24 protein-coding genes and 1 pseudogene are annotated in these 17,776 nt (G+C 67.6%); 12 read left to right on the top strand and 13 right to left on the bottom strand.

Translation table 11 applies throughout. The features are described 5' to 3' along the window. Positions 1–39: 39 nt before the first annotated feature. Positions 40–549 carry a MarR family winged helix-turn-helix transcriptional regulator gene (locus AC1RRW_RS00360; RefSeq protein ID WP_492898063.1) on the bottom strand — a complete coding sequence of 170 codons (510 nt, stop codon included), beginning with the start codon at positions 547–549 and terminating at the stop codon, positions 40–42. A 185-nt stretch (positions 550–734) separates the two neighbouring features. On the opposite strand from AC1RRW_RS00360, the gene AC1RRW_RS00355 reads away from it, so the two are divergent. Together AC1RRW_RS00355 and AC1RRW_RS00350 are read left to right on the top strand one after the other, a co-directional pair. Continuing rightward, on the top strand, positions 735–1,622 hold the full coding sequence (locus AC1RRW_RS00355; RefSeq protein WP_492898061.1) for a branched-chain amino acid aminotransferase: 888 nt from the start codon (positions 735–737) through the stop codon (positions 1,620–1,622). 626 nt (positions 1,623–2,248) lie between these two features. Next, entirely contained in the window at positions 2,249–2,497 is a 249-nt protein-coding gene (locus tag AC1RRW_RS00350) for an Ig-like domain-containing protein (RefSeq protein WP_492898059.1), read from the top strand. A 61-nt stretch (positions 2,498–2,558) separates the two neighbouring features. Here AC1RRW_RS00350 and AC1RRW_RS00345 read toward each other — a convergent pair whose 3' ends face one another. The 4 genes from AC1RRW_RS00345 to uvrC form a co-directional block, all read right to left on the bottom strand. Beyond that, on the bottom strand, positions 2,559–3,023 hold the full coding sequence (locus AC1RRW_RS00345; protein WP_492898057.1) for a molybdenum cofactor biosynthesis protein MoaE: 465 nt from the start codon (positions 3,021–3,023) through the stop codon (positions 2,559–2,561). A 158-nt stretch (positions 3,024–3,181) separates the two neighbouring features. Continuing rightward, positions 3,182–3,433 carry a molybdopterin converting factor subunit 1 gene (moaD, locus tag AC1RRW_RS00340; protein WP_492899018.1) on the bottom strand — a complete coding sequence of 84 codons (252 nt, stop codon included), beginning with the start codon at positions 3,431–3,433 and terminating at the stop codon, positions 3,182–3,184. Between the two features lie 29 nt (positions 3,434–3,462). Continuing rightward, positions 3,463–4,074, bottom strand: a complete 612-nt coding sequence (gene pgsA / locus AC1RRW_RS00335) for a CDP-diacylglycerol--glycerol-3-phosphate 3-phosphatidyltransferase (protein WP_492898055.1) — start codon at positions 4,072–4,074, stop codon at positions 3,463–3,465. Between the two features lie 66 nt (positions 4,075–4,140). After that, positions 4,141–6,255 (bottom strand): excinuclease ABC subunit UvrC, encoded by a 2,115-nt coding sequence (gene uvrC, locus AC1RRW_RS00330; RefSeq protein WP_492898053.1) that lies wholly within the window; start codon positions 6,253–6,255, stop codon positions 4,141–4,143. A 336-nt stretch (positions 6,256–6,591) separates the two neighbouring features. Here uvrC and AC1RRW_RS00325 point away from each other — a divergent pair, with 336 nt between their 5' ends. From AC1RRW_RS00325 to AC1RRW_RS00305, 5 genes and pseudogenes are all read left to right on the top strand, one after another. Continuing rightward, positions 6,592–6,714, top strand: a complete 123-nt coding sequence (locus AC1RRW_RS00325) for a hypothetical protein (RefSeq protein ID WP_492898051.1) — start codon at positions 6,592–6,594, stop codon at positions 6,712–6,714. Then, positions 6,711–6,869: a hypothetical protein gene (locus AC1RRW_RS00320; RefSeq protein WP_492898049.1), complete on the top strand. Its 159-nt coding sequence runs from the start codon at positions 6,711–6,713 to the stop codon at positions 6,867–6,869. The genes AC1RRW_RS00325 and AC1RRW_RS00320 overlap by 4 nt, the downstream gene beginning before the upstream one ends. An 18-nt stretch (positions 6,870–6,887) precedes the next feature. Then, positions 6,888–7,109, top strand: a pseudogene (locus tag AC1RRW_RS00315) (winged helix-turn-helix domain-containing protein); the annotation flags it as partial. A gap of 142 nt (positions 7,110–7,251) precedes the next feature. Next, positions 7,252–7,662 (top strand): FadR/GntR family transcriptional regulator, encoded by a 411-nt coding sequence (locus tag AC1RRW_RS00310; protein ID WP_492899016.1) that lies wholly within the window; start codon positions 7,252–7,254, stop codon positions 7,660–7,662. Next, positions 7,656–8,582 (top strand): SMP-30/gluconolactonase/LRE family protein, encoded by a 927-nt coding sequence (locus tag AC1RRW_RS00305; RefSeq protein WP_492899014.1) that lies wholly within the window; start codon positions 7,656–7,658, stop codon positions 8,580–8,582. The genes AC1RRW_RS00310 and AC1RRW_RS00305 overlap by 7 nt, the downstream gene beginning before the upstream one ends. Positions 8,583–8,617: 35 nt before the next feature. On the opposite strand, the gene AC1RRW_RS00300 is transcribed toward AC1RRW_RS00305, so the two are convergent. Further along, positions 8,618–9,043 carry a type II toxin-antitoxin system VapC family toxin gene (locus AC1RRW_RS00300; RefSeq protein WP_492898047.1) on the bottom strand — a complete coding sequence of 142 codons (426 nt, stop codon included), beginning with the start codon at positions 9,041–9,043 and terminating at the stop codon, positions 8,618–8,620. Continuing rightward, entirely contained in the window at positions 9,040–9,279 is a 240-nt protein-coding gene (locus AC1RRW_RS00295) for a FitA-like ribbon-helix-helix domain-containing protein (RefSeq protein WP_492898044.1), read from the bottom strand. Before AC1RRW_RS00295 ends, AC1RRW_RS00300 begins: the two co-directional genes overlap by 4 nt. A gap of 141 nt (positions 9,280–9,420) precedes the next feature. On the opposite strand from AC1RRW_RS00295, the gene lgt reads away from it, so the two are divergent. Genes lgt through pgeF form a run of 3 tightly spaced genes read left to right on the top strand, consistent with a single transcriptional unit; the run spans position 9,421 to position 12,266 of the window. Next, positions 9,421–10,260, top strand: a complete 840-nt coding sequence (gene lgt / locus AC1RRW_RS00290) for a prolipoprotein diacylglyceryl transferase (protein ID WP_492898042.1) — start codon at positions 9,421–9,423, stop codon at positions 10,258–10,260. Continuing rightward, positions 10,257–11,480, top strand: a complete 1,224-nt coding sequence (locus tag AC1RRW_RS00285; RefSeq protein WP_492898040.1) for a class I SAM-dependent methyltransferase — start codon at positions 10,257–10,259, stop codon at positions 11,478–11,480. The genes lgt and AC1RRW_RS00285 overlap by 4 nt, the downstream gene beginning before the upstream one ends. Before the next feature lie 21 nt (positions 11,481–11,501). Further along, complete coding sequence (pgeF, locus tag AC1RRW_RS00280) at positions 11,502–12,266, top strand: peptidoglycan editing factor PgeF (protein ID WP_492898038.1); 765 nt, start codon at positions 11,502–11,504, stop codon at positions 12,264–12,266. On the opposite strand, the gene AC1RRW_RS00275 is transcribed toward pgeF, so the two are convergent. After that, positions 12,193–12,564 carry a type II toxin-antitoxin system RelE/ParE family toxin gene (locus AC1RRW_RS00275; protein ID WP_492898036.1) on the bottom strand — a complete coding sequence of 124 codons (372 nt, stop codon included), beginning with the start codon at positions 12,562–12,564 and terminating at the stop codon, positions 12,193–12,195. The genes pgeF and AC1RRW_RS00275 overlap by 74 nt on opposite strands. Next, positions 12,561–12,812 carry a type II toxin-antitoxin system ParD family antitoxin gene (locus AC1RRW_RS00270; RefSeq protein ID WP_492898034.1) on the bottom strand — a complete coding sequence of 84 codons (252 nt, stop codon included), beginning with the start codon at positions 12,810–12,812 and terminating at the stop codon, positions 12,561–12,563. Before AC1RRW_RS00270 ends, AC1RRW_RS00275 begins: the two co-directional genes overlap by 4 nt. Before the next feature lie 123 nt (positions 12,813–12,935). On the opposite strand from AC1RRW_RS00270, the gene AC1RRW_RS00265 reads away from it, so the two are divergent. Next, a complete protein-coding gene (locus AC1RRW_RS00265) occupies positions 12,936–13,565 on the top strand; it encodes a 2-hydroxychromene-2-carboxylate isomerase (protein ID WP_492898032.1) in 630 nt (209 codons plus the stop codon). A gap of 7 nt (positions 13,566–13,572) precedes the next feature. Here AC1RRW_RS00265 and AC1RRW_RS00260 read toward each other — a convergent pair whose 3' ends face one another. Both AC1RRW_RS00260 and AC1RRW_RS00255 read right to left on the bottom strand, forming a co-directional pair. Then, positions 13,573–14,319 carry an SDR family oxidoreductase gene (locus AC1RRW_RS00260; RefSeq protein ID WP_492898030.1) on the bottom strand — a complete coding sequence of 249 codons (747 nt, stop codon included), beginning with the start codon at positions 14,317–14,319 and terminating at the stop codon, positions 13,573–13,575. Beyond that, on the bottom strand, positions 14,312–15,133 hold the full coding sequence (locus tag AC1RRW_RS00255) for a glycosyltransferase family 2 protein (protein ID WP_492898028.1): 822 nt from the start codon (positions 15,131–15,133) through the stop codon (positions 14,312–14,314). The genes AC1RRW_RS00260 and AC1RRW_RS00255 overlap by 8 nt, the downstream gene beginning before the upstream one ends. A 373-nt stretch (positions 15,134–15,506) precedes the next feature. Here AC1RRW_RS00255 and AC1RRW_RS00250 point away from each other — a divergent pair, with 373 nt between their 5' ends. Beyond that, positions 15,507–16,187 (top strand): outer membrane protein, encoded by a 681-nt coding sequence (locus tag AC1RRW_RS00250; RefSeq protein WP_492898026.1) that lies wholly within the window; start codon positions 15,507–15,509, stop codon positions 16,185–16,187. 77 nt (positions 16,188–16,264) lie between these two features. On the opposite strand, the gene AC1RRW_RS00245 is transcribed toward AC1RRW_RS00250, so the two are convergent. Next, entirely contained in the window at positions 16,265–16,870 is a 606-nt protein-coding gene (locus AC1RRW_RS00245; protein ID WP_492898024.1) for a glutathione S-transferase family protein, read from the bottom strand. Positions 16,871–16,910: 40 nt separating this feature from the next. Continuing rightward, positions 16,911–17,762, bottom strand: a complete 852-nt coding sequence (locus AC1RRW_RS00240) for a 23S rRNA (adenine(2030)-N(6))-methyltransferase RlmJ (protein WP_492898022.1) — start codon at positions 17,760–17,762, stop codon at positions 16,911–16,913. Positions 17,763–17,776 lie beyond the last annotated feature (14 nt).

The raw sequence follows: 17,776 nt of genomic DNA, 5'->3' as shown, positions 1-17,776 counted from the left end.
GCCTTTGGATAGCACAGCCTGGCGCCGGGCGCGCCGCCGTCACGCCGGGCGCGCGAGGAAACCCAGCACCTTGCGCCGCTCGGCCGGGTCGATCAGCCCCGCGAGGTAGCGCGCCACGGTCTCGACGCCGCCGGGATCGAGCGCCGCCAGCGCTCCGTCTATGCGCCTCGCCTGAAGCTGGGCCAGCCGCGTCGCCAGGTCCTGTCCCGCCGGCGTGGTGTGGAGCTTGCGCTGGCGCTTGTCCCGCATGCCGGTGCGCTGCTCGACGAAGCCGGTCTCGACCAGTTCCTTGAGCACGCGGTTGAGGCTTTGCTTGGTGATGCCGAGGATGTCGAGCAACTCGGCAATGGTGAGCCCCGGCCGGCGCTGGACGAAATGCAGCACGCGATGATGCGCCCGGCCGAATCCGTAATCGGCGAGGATGCGGTCCGGATCGCCGACGAAATCGCGATAGGCGAAGAACAGCAGCTCGATCAGGTCATAGGGCATCTCGGCCGCGCCATCTGCGGTCTTCGGGCTTGCCGTCGATAGGGCCTGCGTGTCCGTCACGGATGCGATCCAAAATATTGGGTCAGTGTTATTGACATATCTCAGACGCAAGATTACCCGTCAAGCGCGGATGACGATCGATTATGTCGTGATCGGGCGTCGCCGCGTCACGATCGGTCCGGACTTGCAAGCGCCGCGCCCTCGTGGCGGAGTTCAGGCAAGAAGGCGTCCAGGAGAAACACACCATGTCAGTCATTCCCTTCGACCAGCGCGACGGCGTGATCTGGTTCGACGGCAAGCTCGTGCCGTGGAAGGACGCCAAGGTGCACGTGCTCACCCATGGCCTGCATTACGGCTCCTGCGTGTTCGAGGGCGAGCGCGCCTATGACGGCGTGATCTACAAGGGCGCCGAGCATTCGAGGCGCTTCCACAAGAGCGCCGAGATCATGGATTTCACGATTCCGTATTCGGTCGCCGAGCTCGACGCCGCCAAGCAGCTCTGCCTTGAGAAGAACGGGCTGAAGGACGCCTATATCCGCCCTGTCGCATGGCGCGGCTCGGAGATGATGGCGGTGTCCGGCATGAACAACACCATCCATACCGCGATCGCGGTATGGGAGTGGCCGAGCATGTTCGACATGGCCCAGAAGCTGAAGGGCGTGCGGCTCGACGTCGCCGAATACCGCCGGCCGGACCCGGCCTGCGCGCCGGTCCATGCCAAGGCCGCGGGGCTCTACATGATCTGCTCGCTCTCCAAGCACAAGGCGGAACGCGCCGGCTATGCCGATGCGATGATGCTCGACTGGGAAGGCAGCGTCGCCGAATGCACCGGCGCCAACATCTTCTTCATCAAGGACGGCGTGATCCACACCCCGCTCGCAGACCGCTTCCTCAACGGGCTGACCCGCCAGTCGGTGATCGATCTCTGCCGCCAGCGCGGCTTCGAGGTGGTCGAGCGCCGGATCAGGCCGGAAGAGCTGGAAGGCTTCTCGGAATGCTTCATCACCGGCTCGGCGGCCGAGGTGACGCTGGTCTCCGAGATCGGCCCCTACTCCTTCATCACGGGCAATATGGGCAAGGTGATCATGGAGGATTATTCCGACGCGGTGCGGCCGGGGAAGAAGGCGGCGTAGTCGCGTCGCGATCCAGTCGTCGTCATGCCCGGCCTGGCGCCGGGCATCCACCTCCCCCAGTTTGCGGCCGGTCGGATGGCAAATGGCTCCGGCGGTTCGGTCTGAGGGCCTTCCTGCCGAACTTGGCCGCGCGCTCGCAACGGGGCCGCCGGGCTATGGCCGTTCACGACCTCCCGCGAGATGTCTCCCGACATTCTCGGGCATATTCCCGACGTGCCAAGCGCATGGCGTCCCGGTCCATGCCCCCGGCCGCCGCGGCCGTTCTTGACAGCCAATCGCGCCTCCCGCCGGCATTGCTCCCTGATCCCGCCCTTGGAATTTCGTTGGCCGCGCCGTGCCGCTGCAGGCTAGGCGGCCAGACAAGCCGCGACGAGTAGGAGGCATATTCTCATAAGGTTCTCCAGAAGGATGGAAAATGGACGCCAGTTGATTGCTTGACAGCATACCGGATGGATGCGTAATGGTTCGGTAACGGAGGCTATAATGATTCATACTCGGCACGATCGGAAGTTGTTGTTTTGCACGGTTGCTGTCGCATTCATCTCGCTGGGGCCGGCGTAGCAGAGGCATGCAGCGCCAACCCCGGACGTGGCTGGTCACGTGGAAGCGGGAGCGGCACGATTACCATGGCCAAAGGCAAGAAGGGGTGCAGCGCTCAGATATGGGTCGATCCTGATGCCCGATTACCCGTGAGCAGCCTCAGCGTGTCCAGCCCTCCTGCAAATGGCCGCGTCACAACCAAGGGCAATACTTTTGTGTATACGCCAAAGGCTGGATTCTCTGGGCAAGACAGCTTCTCCCTCACGGGATCGGGCAAGACGAAAACTGGCGAGCAAGTCACCCTGAGCGGTTCGATGGCCGTTACCGTGCAATAGCCGATCGATCAGCGCCGGCCGGGCTTGCAAGTCGTCGCCAGCACCAGACCCGGCCAACGCCTCATCGTCCGGCTTCCCAGCGCGCCGCCGCCGCGTCGTCGGCGTCCTTCGCCTCGACCCACGCGCCGGTCGTGCCGTCCAGCAGATGCTCGCGCTTCCAGAACGGGGCGCGGGTCTTGAGATAGTCCATCAGGAACTCGGCCGCCTCGAAAGCGGCCCTGCGGTGGGAGGAGGCGGCGACGACGAGCACGATCTGCTCGCCCGGCCTGATCAAACCGTAGCGGTGGACCGCGACGAGCCCGCGCAGCGGCCAGCGCCTGGCGGCCTCGCCGGCGGCGCGGCCGATCTCGGCCTCGGCCATGCCGGCATAATGCTCCAGCTCCAGCGCCGCGAGGCGGCCGCCCTCGTCGCGGCAGAGCCCGGCGAAAGTCACCACCGCGCCGATGTCGCCGCGCCCGGCGGTCAGGGCCGCGACCTCGGCGGCGAGATCGACATCCTCGCGCTGGATGCGGATGAGAGGGGTCATGACCACCCTATGTCATTCCGGGGCGCGCCGGAGGCGCGAACCCGGAACCCACGACGGGGTGCGGATGATGGACCGGGTTCGACGGACTGACCCGGTCGTGGGTTCCGGGTTCTTCGCTTTGCGAAGTCCCGGAATGACATGGGTGGTCGCGCATGGGCTCATCCCCCCGTCATCGGCGGGAAGAAGGCGATCTCGCTCGCGCCGGCGATGCTCGCGTCCGGCCTGACATGCTCGTGGTCGATCGCGGCGCGCACGATCGCCTCGTTGGCGAAGGCGGCCTCGTAGCCCTCGTCGCGGCCTTTCAGCCAGCGCACGAGCTCCGCGATCGTCGCGATGCCGCCCGGCAGCGTCACCTGCTCCTCGGCGACGCCGACGCGCTCGCGCACCCAGGCGAAATAGACGAGCTTGATCGCGCGCGTGCCGGTGATCGTTTCCGAACTCATGGCTGGCGCTCGTCCTCCTCGACGAGATGGCGGATGCCGGCGTTGAAATAGTCCCAGCCGGTGTAGAGCGTCAGCCCGGCCGCGATCCAGAGCATGGCGATGCCGATCGTCGTGTTGCCCGGCAGCACCTTGTCGCCGGCGGGCCCGGCGACGAGGAAGCCGAGCGCCAGCAACTGCGCCGCCGTCTTCCATTTCGCCACCTTCGAGACCGGCACGCTGACCTTCAGCTCGGCCAGGAATTCGCGCAGGCCGGAGACCAGGATCTCGCGGCACAGGATCACGATCGCGGCCCAGATCGCCCAGCCCTTGATCGTCTCGGTATGGACCAGCATCAGCAGCAGCGCGCAGACGAGCAGCTTGTCGGCGATCGGATCGAGCATGCGGCCGATCGCCGATTGCTGGCTCCAGGCCCGTGCGATCCAGCCGTCGAGATAGTCGGTCACGGCGGCGACGACATAGACCGCCAGCGCGATCCAGCGCACCCAGTCGTCCCTGGGCCAGAACAGCAGGCCGACCAAGGCCGGAATCGCGAGAATCCGTCCATAGGTCAGGAGGTTCGGCAGCGACCAGGGGCCGCGCCTGCGAATGGCGTCCGTCAGACTCGTCACGGGCTCACCAGAACAGCGCCTTCGCGGCAGCGTCAACACGCAATGATGCGACCGGGACAAATAGGCTCAGCCCTCGTGGAAATGGTCGTGCACGGCCTTGGCGGTCGCCGCGTTGACGCCGGGCGCGCGCATCAGGTCCTCGAGCCTGGCGCGCTGGATCGCCTTCACCGTTCCGAAATGCAAAAGCAGCGCGCGCTTGCGCGAGGGGCCGATGCCGGCGATCTCGTCGAGCGGGTTCGTCATCGTGTCCTTCTTGCGCCTGGCCCGGTGGGCGCCGATGGCGAAGCGGTGCGCCTCGTCGCGCAGGCGCTGGATGAAGTAGAGCGCCGGATCGCGCGGCGGCAGCTTGAACGGCTCCTTGCCCGCCATATGGAAGGTCTCGCGCATGGCGTTGCGGTCCGCCCCCTTGGCGATGGCGACGAGCGGGATGTCGCCCGCGCCGCACTCGGCCATGATCTTGCGCGCCGCCTCGAACTGGCCCTTGCCGCCGTCGACGATGACGAGGTCGGGGCGGGAGGGAAAGGCGGCGTCGTCGGGCTCGGCTTCAGGCGGAAGAGCGCTAGCCCTCCCCCCGCTTGCGGTCGGGAAGGTCGGGTGGGGGGGCATGCCGCTTGGCGGGACGGTCGGTGCGTTCTCGTCCAGCCCCCCCATCCCTGGCCCTTCCCCACCGCAAGCGGGGGGAAGGGGACCTGTCGAGGTTGCCCCGCCCTCCTTCGCCAGCCGCGCGAACCGCCGCTGCAGCACCTCGCGCATCATGCCGAAATCGTCGCCGGCGATGGTCCCGGTCGAGATGTTGAAGGTGCGGTAGTGGCTCTTCATGAAACCGTCCTTGCCGGCGACGATCATGCCGCCGACGGCATTGGCGCCCATGATGTGCGAGTTGTCGTAGACCTCGACCCGGCGCGGGGGCCTGGTCGTGTCGAAGGCAGCCCCCAGCGCCGCCAGCAGCGATTGCTGGCCGGCATTGTCGGCGAGCTTGCGCGACAGCGCCTCCCTGGCGTTCTTGCGCGCATGCTCGACGAGGTCGGCCTTCTCGCCGCGCAGGGGCGAGGCGACCTCGACCTTGCGGCCGGCCCGCGCCGACAGAGCGGCCGCGATCAGCTCGGTCTCCTCGACCTTGTGGGAGAGCAGCACGAGGCGCGGCGGCGGCTTGTCGTCGTAGAACTGCGCCACGACCGAAGCCAGCACCTCGGCCGGCGTCAGCGAGCGGTCGGCGCGCGGAAACAGCGCCCGGTTGCCCCAGTTCTGCTTGTTGCGGAAGAAGAAGAGCTGGACGCAGAACTGGCCGGCCTGCTCGTCGATGGCGAAGACGTCCGCCTCCTCGACGCCTTGGGTGTTGATGTCCTGCCCGGCCTGCACGGCAGACAGCGCCGCGAGCCGGTCGCGATAGCGCGCCGCCTTCTCGAATTCGAGTTCCTCGGCGGCCGCCTGCATCCGGGCCGAGAGCAATTGCTTCACGCCCGAGGCGCGCCCGGCGAGGAAATCGCGCGCCTGGCCGGCGAGCGCCTGATAGTCGGGAATGCTGATTTCGCCGGTGCAGGGGCCGGCACAGCGCTTGATCTGGAAGAGCAGGCAGGGCCGCGTCCGGTTCTCGTAAAAACTGTCGGTGCAGGAGCGCAGCAGGAAAGCCTTCTGAAGCGCGTCGATGGTGCGCTTCACCGCCCAGACCGAGGCGAAGGGGCCGTAATAGTCGCCCTTGCGCTGCCGCGAGCCGCGATGCTTGGCTATCTGCGGGGCGTCATGGTCGCCGCTGAGCAGGATGTAGGGGAACGACTTGTCGTCGCGCAGCAGCACGTTGTAGCGCGGCCTGAGCTGCTTGATGAGGTTGGATTCGAGCAGCAGCGCCTCGGTCTCGGTGCCGGTGGTGACGAATTCCATATTCGCCGTCTCGGCGATCATCCGGGCGACGGCGTTGGTGTGTGCCATGCCGCGCGCATAGGCCGTCACCCGGTTCTTCAGGTTCTTGGCCTTGCCGACATAGAGCACCTCGCCGGCGCGATCGAACATGCGGTAGACGCCGGGTTTTCCGGGCAGGTGCCTGGCGAAGCCGGCGATGACCCCGATGCCGGCCTTCAGCGCGCCGGGCGCGGCCTCGCCGAGATCGGGCGGGGGCGAGGGAAGGGCGTCCTCCTCGTCCTCGATCTCGTCGTCGGTGGGTGCGTCTGGGCGTTCGCGACTCATGGCATGCATGTAGGTGGTCGATGCTTCGGCGTCACGAGAGAGTTCAATCATTCGGGGCCGGCGCGACCATTGCGCTCTCGCGCCCCCGCGTTCGCCACCTGTGCCGCCAGCTTCCCAGCCATGATGAGCGCCCCGGTTCATCATGACGGTGGCCGCCCGGCAAAGCGCTCTTCGGCGATTTGCCTCGCCGGCGCGGGTGATCCCGCCCGACCGCGCCAGAGACGCTCATCCGGGAAGCAAGCCCCGAACCGCGACGCGGCGCGCGCCGCCGGGCTCGACGTCACCTTCTTCGCGATCCCGCCCTATGTCGTGTCCGGCACGCTCACGGCGGTCGCCATGCTGCTGACGATCGGCCAGGTTCTCTCGGTCGATCCGCTGGCCGGCAACCTGATGGAGCTCGACGCGATCGCGAACGTGGTGATCGCGGCGCCAGCCTTTATGGCGGGCGCGGCTCGGTGATCGGCACCTTGCTCGGCGTCGTGATCATGGTGATGATCCGCAACGGACCGAACCTGATGGGCGTCTCGCAGTTCTGGCAGGGAACGGCGATCGGCCTGATCATCATCTCGGCCGTTCTGGCGGAGCGCCTGCTGTCGCAACGCCAGACGCGCTGACAACGAGGCCGAGCGACCGTGCAGAAGCCCTTCACCGACTTCAGGACCAAGCTGTCGAAGCGCACGATCGGCGACAGCATCGCCGAGAAGCTGCGCGCCATGGTCGGCTCGGGCCTGCTGCGCGAGGGCGACCAACTGCCGAGCGAGCGCGACCTCGCCGCCACGCTCGGCGTCAGCCGCGAGACCTTGCGCAGCGCGCTGCAGGGATTGGCCGCTCTCAACATGATCGAGATCGCGCAGGGCGCACGCAGCCGCATCGCGCCGCGTGGCGCCTGGCTGGTCGAGCCGGCCTCGAACGCCGTCAATGCCTATCGGGCCGACGGGATCCATGGCGGGCGCATCGTCGTCGAGATCGCGGTGACGCGCATGGCCGCCTCGCAGCTTGCCGGCAGACCTCGCCCGCCTGCGCCAGCTCGTCGACGCGCAGGCGGCGATGCACCTCGATCCCGTCGCCTTTCAGATCTCCGACCGGGAATTCCACGCAACGCTCTACGAGGCGGGCGGCAACCGCCTGCTCTGCGACTTCCTGACCGAGGTCTACGGCTATGCGCTCGATCTGCGCCGCCGCGCCTTGCTGATGCCGGGCGCGGTCCGGCGCAGCTGGCTCGACCACCGCCGTATCGTCGAGGCGCTGGAGCGGCGCGACGCCGATGCGGCCGCCGCCGCAATGGAGCGTCTCTCGCCCGCGTCCACCGCACGACCCAGCTCGCCGACCGCCAGGCCCGCAAGGAAAGCGGCCTCGGCCGACGACGGCCCAAAGAGACCCACGCCGACAGGGACGAACCCATGCTGACCGACAGTTTCGAAGTCCTCGACGACCGCTTCCGCGCCTATGCTCCGGGAAACGTCCATCTCGAAAAGCTGTTCACCGGATGCCGCTGGGCCGAAGGCCCGGCCTATTTTCCGGCCGGGCGCTATCTCGTCTGGTCCGACATCCCCAACGACCGGATGATGCGCTGGGACGAAACCGACGGCTCGGTCTCGGTCTTCCGCGCCCCCGCCTTCAACACAAACGGCCACACCATGGACCGCGAGGGCCGGCTGATCTCCTGCGAGCATCGCGGGCGCTGCGTCTCGCGTACCGAGCCGGACGGCTCGCGCACGGTCCTGGTTTCGCATGTCGAGGGCAGACGGCTGAACTCGCCCAACGACGCCGTGGTCAAGTCGGACGGCTCGATCTGGTTCACCGACCCGAGCTACGGCATCGACAGCGAATACGAGGGCGACGCCGCCGCCTCCGAGATCGGCGCGCGCCATGTCTACCGGCTCGAACCCGAGACCGGGGCGATCGCGGCGATGGCGACCGATTTCGTCCAGCCCAACGGCCTCGCCTTCTCGCCCGACGAGAGCCTGCTCTACATTGCCGATACCGGCGCCACGCACCTGCCCGACGGCCCGCGCCATATCCGCCGGTTCCGGCTCGGTCCCGACGGCCTCGGCCTGTCGGGCGGCGAGGTCTTCGCCGTCTCGAGCTTCGGCCTGTTCGACGGCCTGCGCATCGACATCCACGGCAACATCTGGACCAGCGCCGGCAACGGCGTGCATTGCTATGCGCCGGACGGCGCCATGATCGGCCGGATCCGCGTGCCGGAGGTCGTGGCGAATGTCTGTTTCGGCGGCCCCAAGCGCAACCGCCTCTTCATCTGCGGCACGACCTCGCTTTATGCGATCTATCTCACGACCCAGGGCGCGAAGAGGCCAGCGGCCGCGTGAAGAGATACGCGTGTCGTCTCGCAGTCACGGCGTTGTCAGACTGACGCCGACCACGGGTCGATGACGGACAGGCCAGCCGCGGCGAAGGGGCCTGTGTCGCGCGTCGCCACCGCGAGACCATGCGCCATGGCGATCGCCGCGATGTAGCCGTCGGCCGTCGCGATGGCTTTACCGGTCGCCCGGCGGCGCGCTCGAAGCCGGGCGTAGGCCTCGGCGGCGGGCGTGTCGAAAAGCAGGATGCGTCCCTCGAAGAACGGCAGGACGAGGTGACGCAGGTTTTCTTCCAGCGCGCTCTTGCGTCGTCCGTCCGGCAGGATCGCGACACTCAAGAGGAGTTCCGTCACGGTTATCGTCGAGAGGTATAGGGTCGCCGCGGCCTGCGCATCGAGCCAAGCCCTGACATTCGCATCTCCGCCCGGTTTCGACGCTTCCGAAACGACGTCCGTGTCCAGCAGGATCACTCGAAGCTCACCGGCTCGGAAATCGATTTGTCGCGAAGGCCTCTGGTTTCGAAGCCGCCGGTCTCCCGGCCGATCTGTGCGAGCAGCGAGCCGAGCCTGACGCGATCTGGCGGGTTGACGGCAGCATCCAGGATGTGGCGGATTTCCGCTTCCGTGCTGCGCCCACGGCGCGCCGCCCGGACCTTGAGCGCCCGATGGGTCTCGTCGGAAAGCTGTCTGACAGTGACCGAAGCCATGATGCGCCTGCCTCCTCATTGAAAGCAATGCTATCATAATTACAGTAATGCTTTCAATTGGATTGGCGTCAGGCCCGAGTCGGACTTGACCCAGTAGGCCGCTAACGCCCATCACCGTTTCCCCGTAACCGGACCCCGCCCATGCCCGTCTTCGTCCTCCCCTTTCCGGTGATCGACCCGGTCGCGGTCTCGCTCGGGCCGTTCGCGGTGAAATGGTATGGACTCGCCTATGTCGCAGGCCTGATCGGCGGCTGGTGGTATGCGCGTCGGCTGGTCGTGGCGGAGAGCCTGTGGGGCGGGCGGGCGCGGCCGAAGCCCGAAGAGCTCGACGACATGCTGCTGTTCGTGGCGCTCGGCGTCGTGCTCGGCGGGCGACTCGGCTTCGTGCTGTTCTACGATCTTTCGCGCTATCTCGCGCGGCCACAAGACATCATCGCGATCTGGCAGGGCGGCATGTCGTTCCATGGCGGGCTCGTCGGCGCGGCGCTCGGCCTGTGGCTGTTCGCGCGACGGCGCGGCTACCCGCCGCTGTCGGTGTTCGATCTGGCGGCGACGGTGGTGCCGATCGGCCTCTTCCTCGGCCGCATCGCCAACTTCATCAATGCCGAACTCTGGGGCCGGCCGGCGCCGTCCGTCCCCTGGGCGATGGTCTTCCCAAATGCCGGACCGTTGCCGCGCCATCCGAGCCAGCTCTACGAGGCGTTGGGCGAGGGGCTGATCCTGTTCGTGCTGCTGGCGCTGCTGGTCCGCGCCGGCGGGCTGAAGCGGCCTGGCCTCGTCGCCGGCGTCTTCGGCATGGGCTATGCGACAGCGCGCATCGTCTGCGAATTCTTCCGCGAGCCCGATCCGCAGCTCGGCTTCCTGTTCGGCCGCGGCGTCGACGCGCTCTCGGGCGGCGTCACCATGGGCATGGTGCTGTCGCTGCCCTTGTTCGCGGCCGGGTTGTTCCTCGTGCTGCGCGCGCGGCGGATGGCGGCGTGAGCGCGCTGAAGGCCGAGCTCGTCGCGCTGATCCGGGACGAGGGGCCGCTGTCGATCTCGCGCTACATGGCGCTGTGCCTCGGCCACCCGCGCCATGGCTACTACATGACGCGCGATCCCTTCGGGGCGGCCGGCGATTTCACCACCGCCCCCGAGATCAGCCAGATCTTCGGCGAGCTGATCGGGCTCTGGGCGGCCAGCGTCTGGCAGGCGATGGGATCGCCCAACGCGGTCCGTCTCGTCGAGCTCGGGCCGGGCCGCGGCACCCTGATGGTCGACATGCTGCGTGCGGCGAAGATCCTGCCGGGGTTCCGCGAGGCGCTCTCGGTCCATCTGGTCGAGACCAGCCCGGTGCTGCGCGGGGCGCAGGCGAAGACGCTGTCCGGCAAGGCCGAGCCGATCTGGCACGACACGGTCCAGACCGCGCTCCATGGCCCGGTCATCCTCGTCGCCAACGAGTTTTTGGACGCGCTGCCTGTCGACCAGTTCGTGATGACTGAGCAAGGCTGGCGCGAGCGGCTGGTCGGGCTCGATGCTACGGGGGAGTTGGCGTTCGGGCTGGCACATGAAGCGGCTTTTCTCCCTCCCCCCGCTTGCGATGGGAAGGGCCGGGGTGGGGGGGAGAGTCCAGGCCGACATGAAGCGGCTGGCGTCGAGCCACGTCCTGCACGCCCCCCCATCCCTGGTCCTTCCCCACCGCAAGCGGGCGGAAGGGGACGGGTAGCGCCTATCGGTTCCATTTTCGAACACCCTCAAACCGCCCTCGACATCGTCTCGTCCATCGCCGGCCATCTCGCCCATTCCGGCGGCGCCGCGCTCCTCATCGACTACGGCCCTGCCCAATCAGGCGTCGGCGACACCCTTCAGGCGATGCGGAAGCATGCCTTCGTCGATCCTTTCGCCGATCCGGGCGAAGCCGACCTCACCGTCCATGTCGATTTCGCCCGGATGGCGCAGGCTGGCCTGAAGGCGGGCGCGGTCTGCCATGGTCCAGCGACCCAGCGCGATTTTCTGCTGGCGCTCGGTCTAGCCGAACGGGCGCGGACGCTCTCGGTCAAGGCGACGCCCGCCCAAGCACAGGCCGTCGCCGCCGCCTTCGACCGCCTGACCGCGCCCGGCGAGACCGGCATGGGCCGGTTGTTCAAGGTTCTGGCGCTATCTCATCCCGGCCTGCCGCCGCTGCCCGGATTTGACCTTCATCGACTGCCAGAGCAGGGCTGAGCTTTCCAACGGACCATCCGCATGTTCATCGAATCGCCCGACCTCGCCGCCGAGCCCGGCATCCGCCACGCCTTCTTCACGCGGCAAGGCGGCGTCTCGACGGGAATCCACGCTTCCCTGAACGGCGGGCTCGGCTCCGCGGACGACAAGGCCGCCATCGCCGAGAACCGCGCCCGCATGGCGCGGCATCTTTCGGTCGAGCCCGAAAACCTGATCAGCCTCTATCAGGTGCATTCGGCCGATGTGGAGATCGTCACCGGCCCTTGGCAGGGCGAGCGGCCCAAGGCCGACGCGATGGTTTCCGCGGCGTCCGGCGTCGCGCTCGGCGTCTCCAGCGCCGATTGCGGGCCGATCCTGTTTTCCGACAGCGAGGCGCGGGTGATCGGGGCGGCCCATTCCGGCTGGAAGGGCGCGGTTTCCGGCGTCGTCGGCGCGACCGTGACCGCGATGGAAAAACTCGGCGCGCGGCGCGAGCGCATCCTCGCCGTGCTCGGTCCGACGATCAGCGCGGCGGCCTACGAGGTCGGGCCGGAATTCGTCGAGCGCTTCAAGTCCGAGAACGCGACCTTCACGCGCTTCTTCACGGCCTCGGAGCGGCCGGCCCATGCGATGTTCGACCTGCCGGCCTTCATCGGCTTCCGGGCGCAGGAGGCGGGAATCGGCCGCTTCGTCGATCTCGCCTTGTGCACCTATGGCGACGAGCGGCGCTTCTTCAGCTACCGCCGCGCGACCCATCGCGGCGAACCCGATTACGGCCGCCTGATCTCGGCGATCGTGCTGGGTTGAGTTGTCGGAACAGGTGTCGGCCGACATCCATGCTTTGGTGGAGGATACGGACGGTCTCGATTCGATTGGCTGCCACGCGGTGGAACACGCTGTGAGACCCGACGACGTGACGGCGATGACCCGGTTTGATGTCGTCGCACGACATACCGATTCCAGGCGTCGCCGCCAAACGTTCGAGGGTCTGGCGAATGTCCAGAAGATAGTCGTCCGCCCTTCTCCGTCCCCATTCGCGAGCTGGGTAACGCGATATCTCTCGCAAATCTGCGATGGCCAGGCGGCTCAGGATATAGCGCTTCAAAGGCTTGGCTCGGTCTTGCCGGCTTCCTCTTCGATGAAGGCATCGAGGTCAAACTCTTCATCGAAGCCACTCGCTTCGCCTGCGTCCAATGCCGCGCGCAACGCTGAAATTCGCGCCTCGTGCTCGTCCAGCAGGCGCAATCCGGCGCGGACGACATCGCTTGCCGAGCCGTAGCGGCCCTTCTCGACCTCGCCGTCGATGAATGCGACGAAATGATCGCTGAGTGCTATCGACGTGTTCTTGCCCACCCAACCTCCCGTTACCAAGATTTGGTATACGCCATCTCTGGCTGATGTCGCCGATCAGCATCTCGCGCTTGCTCCAACTCCGCGGCCATGCCCCGATGTCGTCCCCGCCTCCCGAGTCCCGCCATGCCCCGCCAGATCGACTACTACTTCACCCTGCTTTCGCCCTGGACCTATCTCGGCCACGAGACCTTCGTCGACACCGCGAAGCGGCATGGCTGCACGGTCTCCTACAAGCCGACGCCGCTGCGCATGGTGTTCGACGAGACCGGCGGCCTGCCTCTGCCCAAGCGCCATCCGGTGCGGCAGCGCTACCGCATTCTCGAACTGCAGCGCTGGCGCGAGCGGCGCGGGCTGCCGCTGGTGATCCATCCGCGGCATTTCCCCTTCGACGTCTCGCTGGCCGACCGCACCGTGCTGGCGATCGTCGCCGCGGGTGGGGATCCCGCCCGCTTCGTTGGCGATGTGCTCGCCGGCGTCTGGGCCCGCGACGAGGATTTGTCGCAGCCTGATCTGATCGCCGAGATCGCCTGTCGCGCCGGCCTCAACGGCGCGGCCCTGCTCGCGGCCGCCGGGAGCGAGGCCATGGTCCAGCTCTATGCCGCGACGATCAACGAGGCGGTCGCGGCCGGCGTGTTCGGGGCGCCAAGCTATGTGCTCGACGGCGAGGTGTTCTGGGGCCAGGACCGGCTCGAGCTGCTCGAAGACGCGCTGGCGAGCGGGCGCGCCGCCTATCGCGACGACGCGACCGTCTGAGGCCGGCTCATCCGACGATATCGGGCGTGCGCCAGCCGAGATGCTGGCCGGCGTCGACCGCGATCATCTGGCCGGTGACCGAGCGCGCCTGCGCCAGATAGAGCACCGCCTCGGCGATCTCGGCCGCATCGACCTTGCGGCCGAGCAGCGTGCCGGCGATCTCGGCCTCCATCGCGCCCGCTCCGCCATAGGGATTGGGCAGGGTCGGGCCGGGGCCGACCGCGTTGACGCGGATGCGGGGGCTGAGCGCCTGCGCCATGGTCTGCGTCGCGGTCAGCAGCGCCGCCTTGGTCAGGGTGTAGGAGTAATATTGCGGCGTCAGCTTCCAGACGCGCTGGTCGACGATGTTGACGATCGCGCCGTCGCGCCCCGCGGGCAGGCGGTTCGCCATCGCGCCCGCCAGCACCGAGGGCGCGCGCAGATTGATCGAGAACTGCCGGTTCCAGCGCGCCACGTCGATCTCGCGGATGTCGTCGAGCAGGAAGCTGGAGGCGTTGTTGACCAGCAGCGTCACCGGCCCGAGGAGCGCTTCCGCTGCCGGAACGAGCCGGGCGACCGCGTCCGGGTCGGCGAGATCGGCGGCGACGACGGCGCAGTGCGCGCCTTTCGCGGTCAGGCGGTGCGTCAGCGTCTCCGCTTCCGCGCGCGAGTCCAGGCAATGGATCGCGACCGCGTAGCCGGCCCCGGCAAGCCGGGCGACGATCGCGGCCCCGATCCGGCGCGCGCCGCCGGTGACGAGCGCGACCTCAGTCATGATGCGAGTCCTGGCGCGGCTCCGTCGGCCTGGGCCGGTCGTCCTTCTGGCCGCGCTTCCGCAGCCGCCGTTCCCAATGCTTGGCGACGCGCAGATAGCGATAGAAGGCGTAGTTCATCGCGGTCATGAAGCCATAGACGCCGCGCAGCGCGTGGCGGCGGCCGATATAGGCCTTGATGAAATTGGCCGGAAACTCGGCGACGAGCCGGAACACCGAGAGCGTCGCGCCGCGCTTGTCGAGGTCGTCCGCCTGCGCGTCGCTATAGGCGTTGAGCTTGTCCATCTGCTCGCCGAGCGAGCGCACCGAATAGTGATGCACCGTACCCTTCAGCTTCGTGACGCGGGCGCCGGGGGTAAGGTCGACGCGGTCATGCACCGGCGAGGGCGAATAGCGGCCCTTGTCCTTGCGGTAGAGCCTGACCGGCGTCAGCGCATAGGCGAAGCGGTGCGGCGCCTGTTCGCCGGGAAAGATCTCGGCGATGCGCAGGCGATAGGCTTCCGCTGCGGGTTCGCCCGTCGCGAACAGGGCGGCGATCTCGGCGGCGAGGTCCTCCGGCACGACCTCGTCGGCGTCGAGATTGAGCAGCCAGGGGTGGCGGCATTGGTCTTCGGCGAAGCGCTTCTGCGGGCCGTAGCCCGGCCAGCCATTGCCGATGACGCGCGCGCCGAGGCCGGCCGCGATCGCCTGCGTTCCGTCGTCCGAGCCTGAATCGACCACAACGATGTCGTCGCTCAGGCTCGAGACGGCCTCGATCGTCCGGCCGATCCGGTCGGCCTCGTTGCGCGTGATGATGAAGATCGAAAGAGGCGGCACGCGCTCACGTCTCGTTGTCGGCCCAATGGCCAGCCGGCTTAAGCACGTGGCCCATGGGCCTGCAAGCGCTCCTCCATAAAACTCAAATCGGTCGGGAACCTTACGACAGGGCGCGCGTTACATGTCCCGATCCCAGCAACGGGTTCCGCGTTTTCTTAGTATTCACTTAACAAATTTTTGTCCTTTAGCAATTGTTAATGCAGTTTGACAGTTTCGCCCTGCTCGTCCCAATTCGTGCCGCATTTCCGCCGCGGTCCGCATGGCAGATGTGCTTCCGGCGCAACAGACAAAGAGCGGGGTTGCTCTTATACCAGCCTCATCGATATCCACCCGCCGGTCGAAACCGGCGTCAGCGACGACCAAGGAGTTTGACATGAAGAAGTACCTGCTTGCGAGCGTTGCCGCGCTCGGCCTCGTCGCCGCTGGCGCCGCCACCGCCGCCGACCTGCCGTCCCGCAAGGGCCCGGTCATGGCGCCGATCGCCTATGCTCCCATCTTCACCTGGACCGGCTTCTACGTCGGCGCCAACGCCGGCTACGGCATCGGCACCATCGACTCTGCCAATTTCGGCGTCCTGCCGACGTTCAGCGATCCGGACGGGTTCATCGGCGGCGGTCAGGTCGGCTACAACTATCAGTTCGGCCAGATCGTGGTCGGCGTCGAGGCCGACTTCCAGGGTTCTGACCTGCGAGCCCGCGCTTCGGGCGGCGGCTTCACCGCCACCAACGAGTTGAACTACTTCGGCACGGTTCGCGGTCGCGTCGGCTATGCCTTCGACCGGTTCCTGCCTTACGTCACCGGCGGTTTCGCCTATGCCAACGTCAAGACCTCGCTGGTCGGCCCGGGCTTCGCGTTCCGCGACGACAACACCCAGTACGGCTACACCATCGGCGCCGGCCTGGAATACGCCTTCACCAACAACCTCACCGCCAAGATCGAATATCTCTATGTCGATCTGGAGCGCGAGCGCATCAACACGCCGTTCGGCACGACCGGCGCCAAGGTCGGCACCGACTTCTCGGTTGTCCGCGCCGGCCTGAACTACAAGTTCTAGTCTCGCATCCCCATCGGGGATGTTGCGAACCCGGTGGCCTCGGCCGCCGGGTTTTCTGTTGTGCCGATCGATCCGCCTCAACCCTTGAAGCGAGTCGCCTCGAACGCCGGCACTTTCGCCGCGAAGGCGTCGAGCCAGGCGACGAGAGCGGGATACTCCGCCCGCCATTTGCCCTCGAAGCGCAGGTCGAGATAGCCGAGCGCGCAGGCGAGCGCGATCTCGCCGATCCGCGGCGTATCGCCGAGCGGGGGCGGCGAGACCTCGAGCGCGGTCAGCGCGCGCGAGACCTTGCCGGCCTGGTTGGCGGTCCAGGCGGCGTTGCGGCTGTCCTCGGTACGGAAGCGGACCTCGTAGACCTGCAGCAGCGCGGCGTCGCAGAGCCCGTCGGCCAATGCCATCAGGCGAAGCTGGGCGAAGCGCGCCTCTCCCGCCGGGAAAATCCTGTCCCCGCCGGCGAGATGGTCGAGATACTCCGCGATGACGCGCGAATCGAACAGCGTCGTGCCGTCCTTCAGCACCAGCGTCGGGATCTTGCCGAGCGGGTTCTGCTGGCGCAGCGGCTCGGACGGGTCGTTGGTGTCGGCGGCGACGATCTCGATCCGGTCGCTCAGGCCGAGAACGGCCGCGGCGATCTTGACCTTGCGGCCGAAGGGAGAGGCGGGCGAGGAGCGCAGGATCAGCATCGGCTTTGAAGACCTTGGCAGGAGAGGGCAGGAGGCGATATCAGCCGTCCGGACGGATCGGCTCGCAAAGGTAGCGCGGGCGCGGGCCTTGCGCGAGCCGTTCGGTCAGGGCCGGCAGCAGAATGCGTGCCTCCTCAGTGAGCGTCCAGGGCGGGTTGACCACGAGCAGCCCGGTCGCGCTCAGCCCGCCCGCCGCTTCCGGGCGGTCGACATCGATCTCGAGGCGCAGCAGCCTGCCGATGCCTGCCGCCATGATCGCCGCCAGCATGTTTTCCGCCGCGCGGCGGTCCTTGACCGGATACCAGAGCGCATAGATTCCCGTCGGCCATTTGCGGTGGGCGGCGATGAACTCGGCCGCGAGCGTGGCGAACTCTTCCTTCTCCTCGAAGGGCGGATCGATCAGCACGAGGCCGCGCCGCTCCCTGGGCGGGACGTTGCCGCGCAGGGCGTTCCAGCCGTCGATCGCCAGCGCCTTGCAGCGCGAATCGCGGCCGAGTACGGCGGCGAGCTTCCCGTGGGTCTGCGGATGGAGTTCGGCCGCGATCAGCCGGTCGTCGGCCCGCATCGCCTGCCGGCAGAGCCAGGGCGAGCCGGGATAGGCGTCGGGGCCGTAAAGCGCCCGCGCGCCCGACAGCGCGTCGCGCCACGGCTTGAGAATCGCCTCGACCGCCGGCGCCAGCGGCGAGCGGTCGATCCGCGCGACGCCGTCCTTCCACTCATGGGTCCGCAGCGCCTCCTCCGAGCCGAGATCGTAGCGTCCCGCGCCGGCATGGGTGTCGACGATGCGATAGGGCGTGTTCTTGGCGTTGAGATGCGCCAGGATGCGTGTCAGCACGACATGCTTGAGGACGTCGGCGAAGTTTCCGGCATGGAAGCCGTGGCGGTAGTTCATCGCCCGCTCTTACG

It is taken from the genome of Allobosea sp. GW821-FHT12C12 (assembly GCF_058807355.1).
Note: the sequence above shows the minus strand (reverse complement) of the source record. Positions and strands in the feature narration are given on the sequence as shown.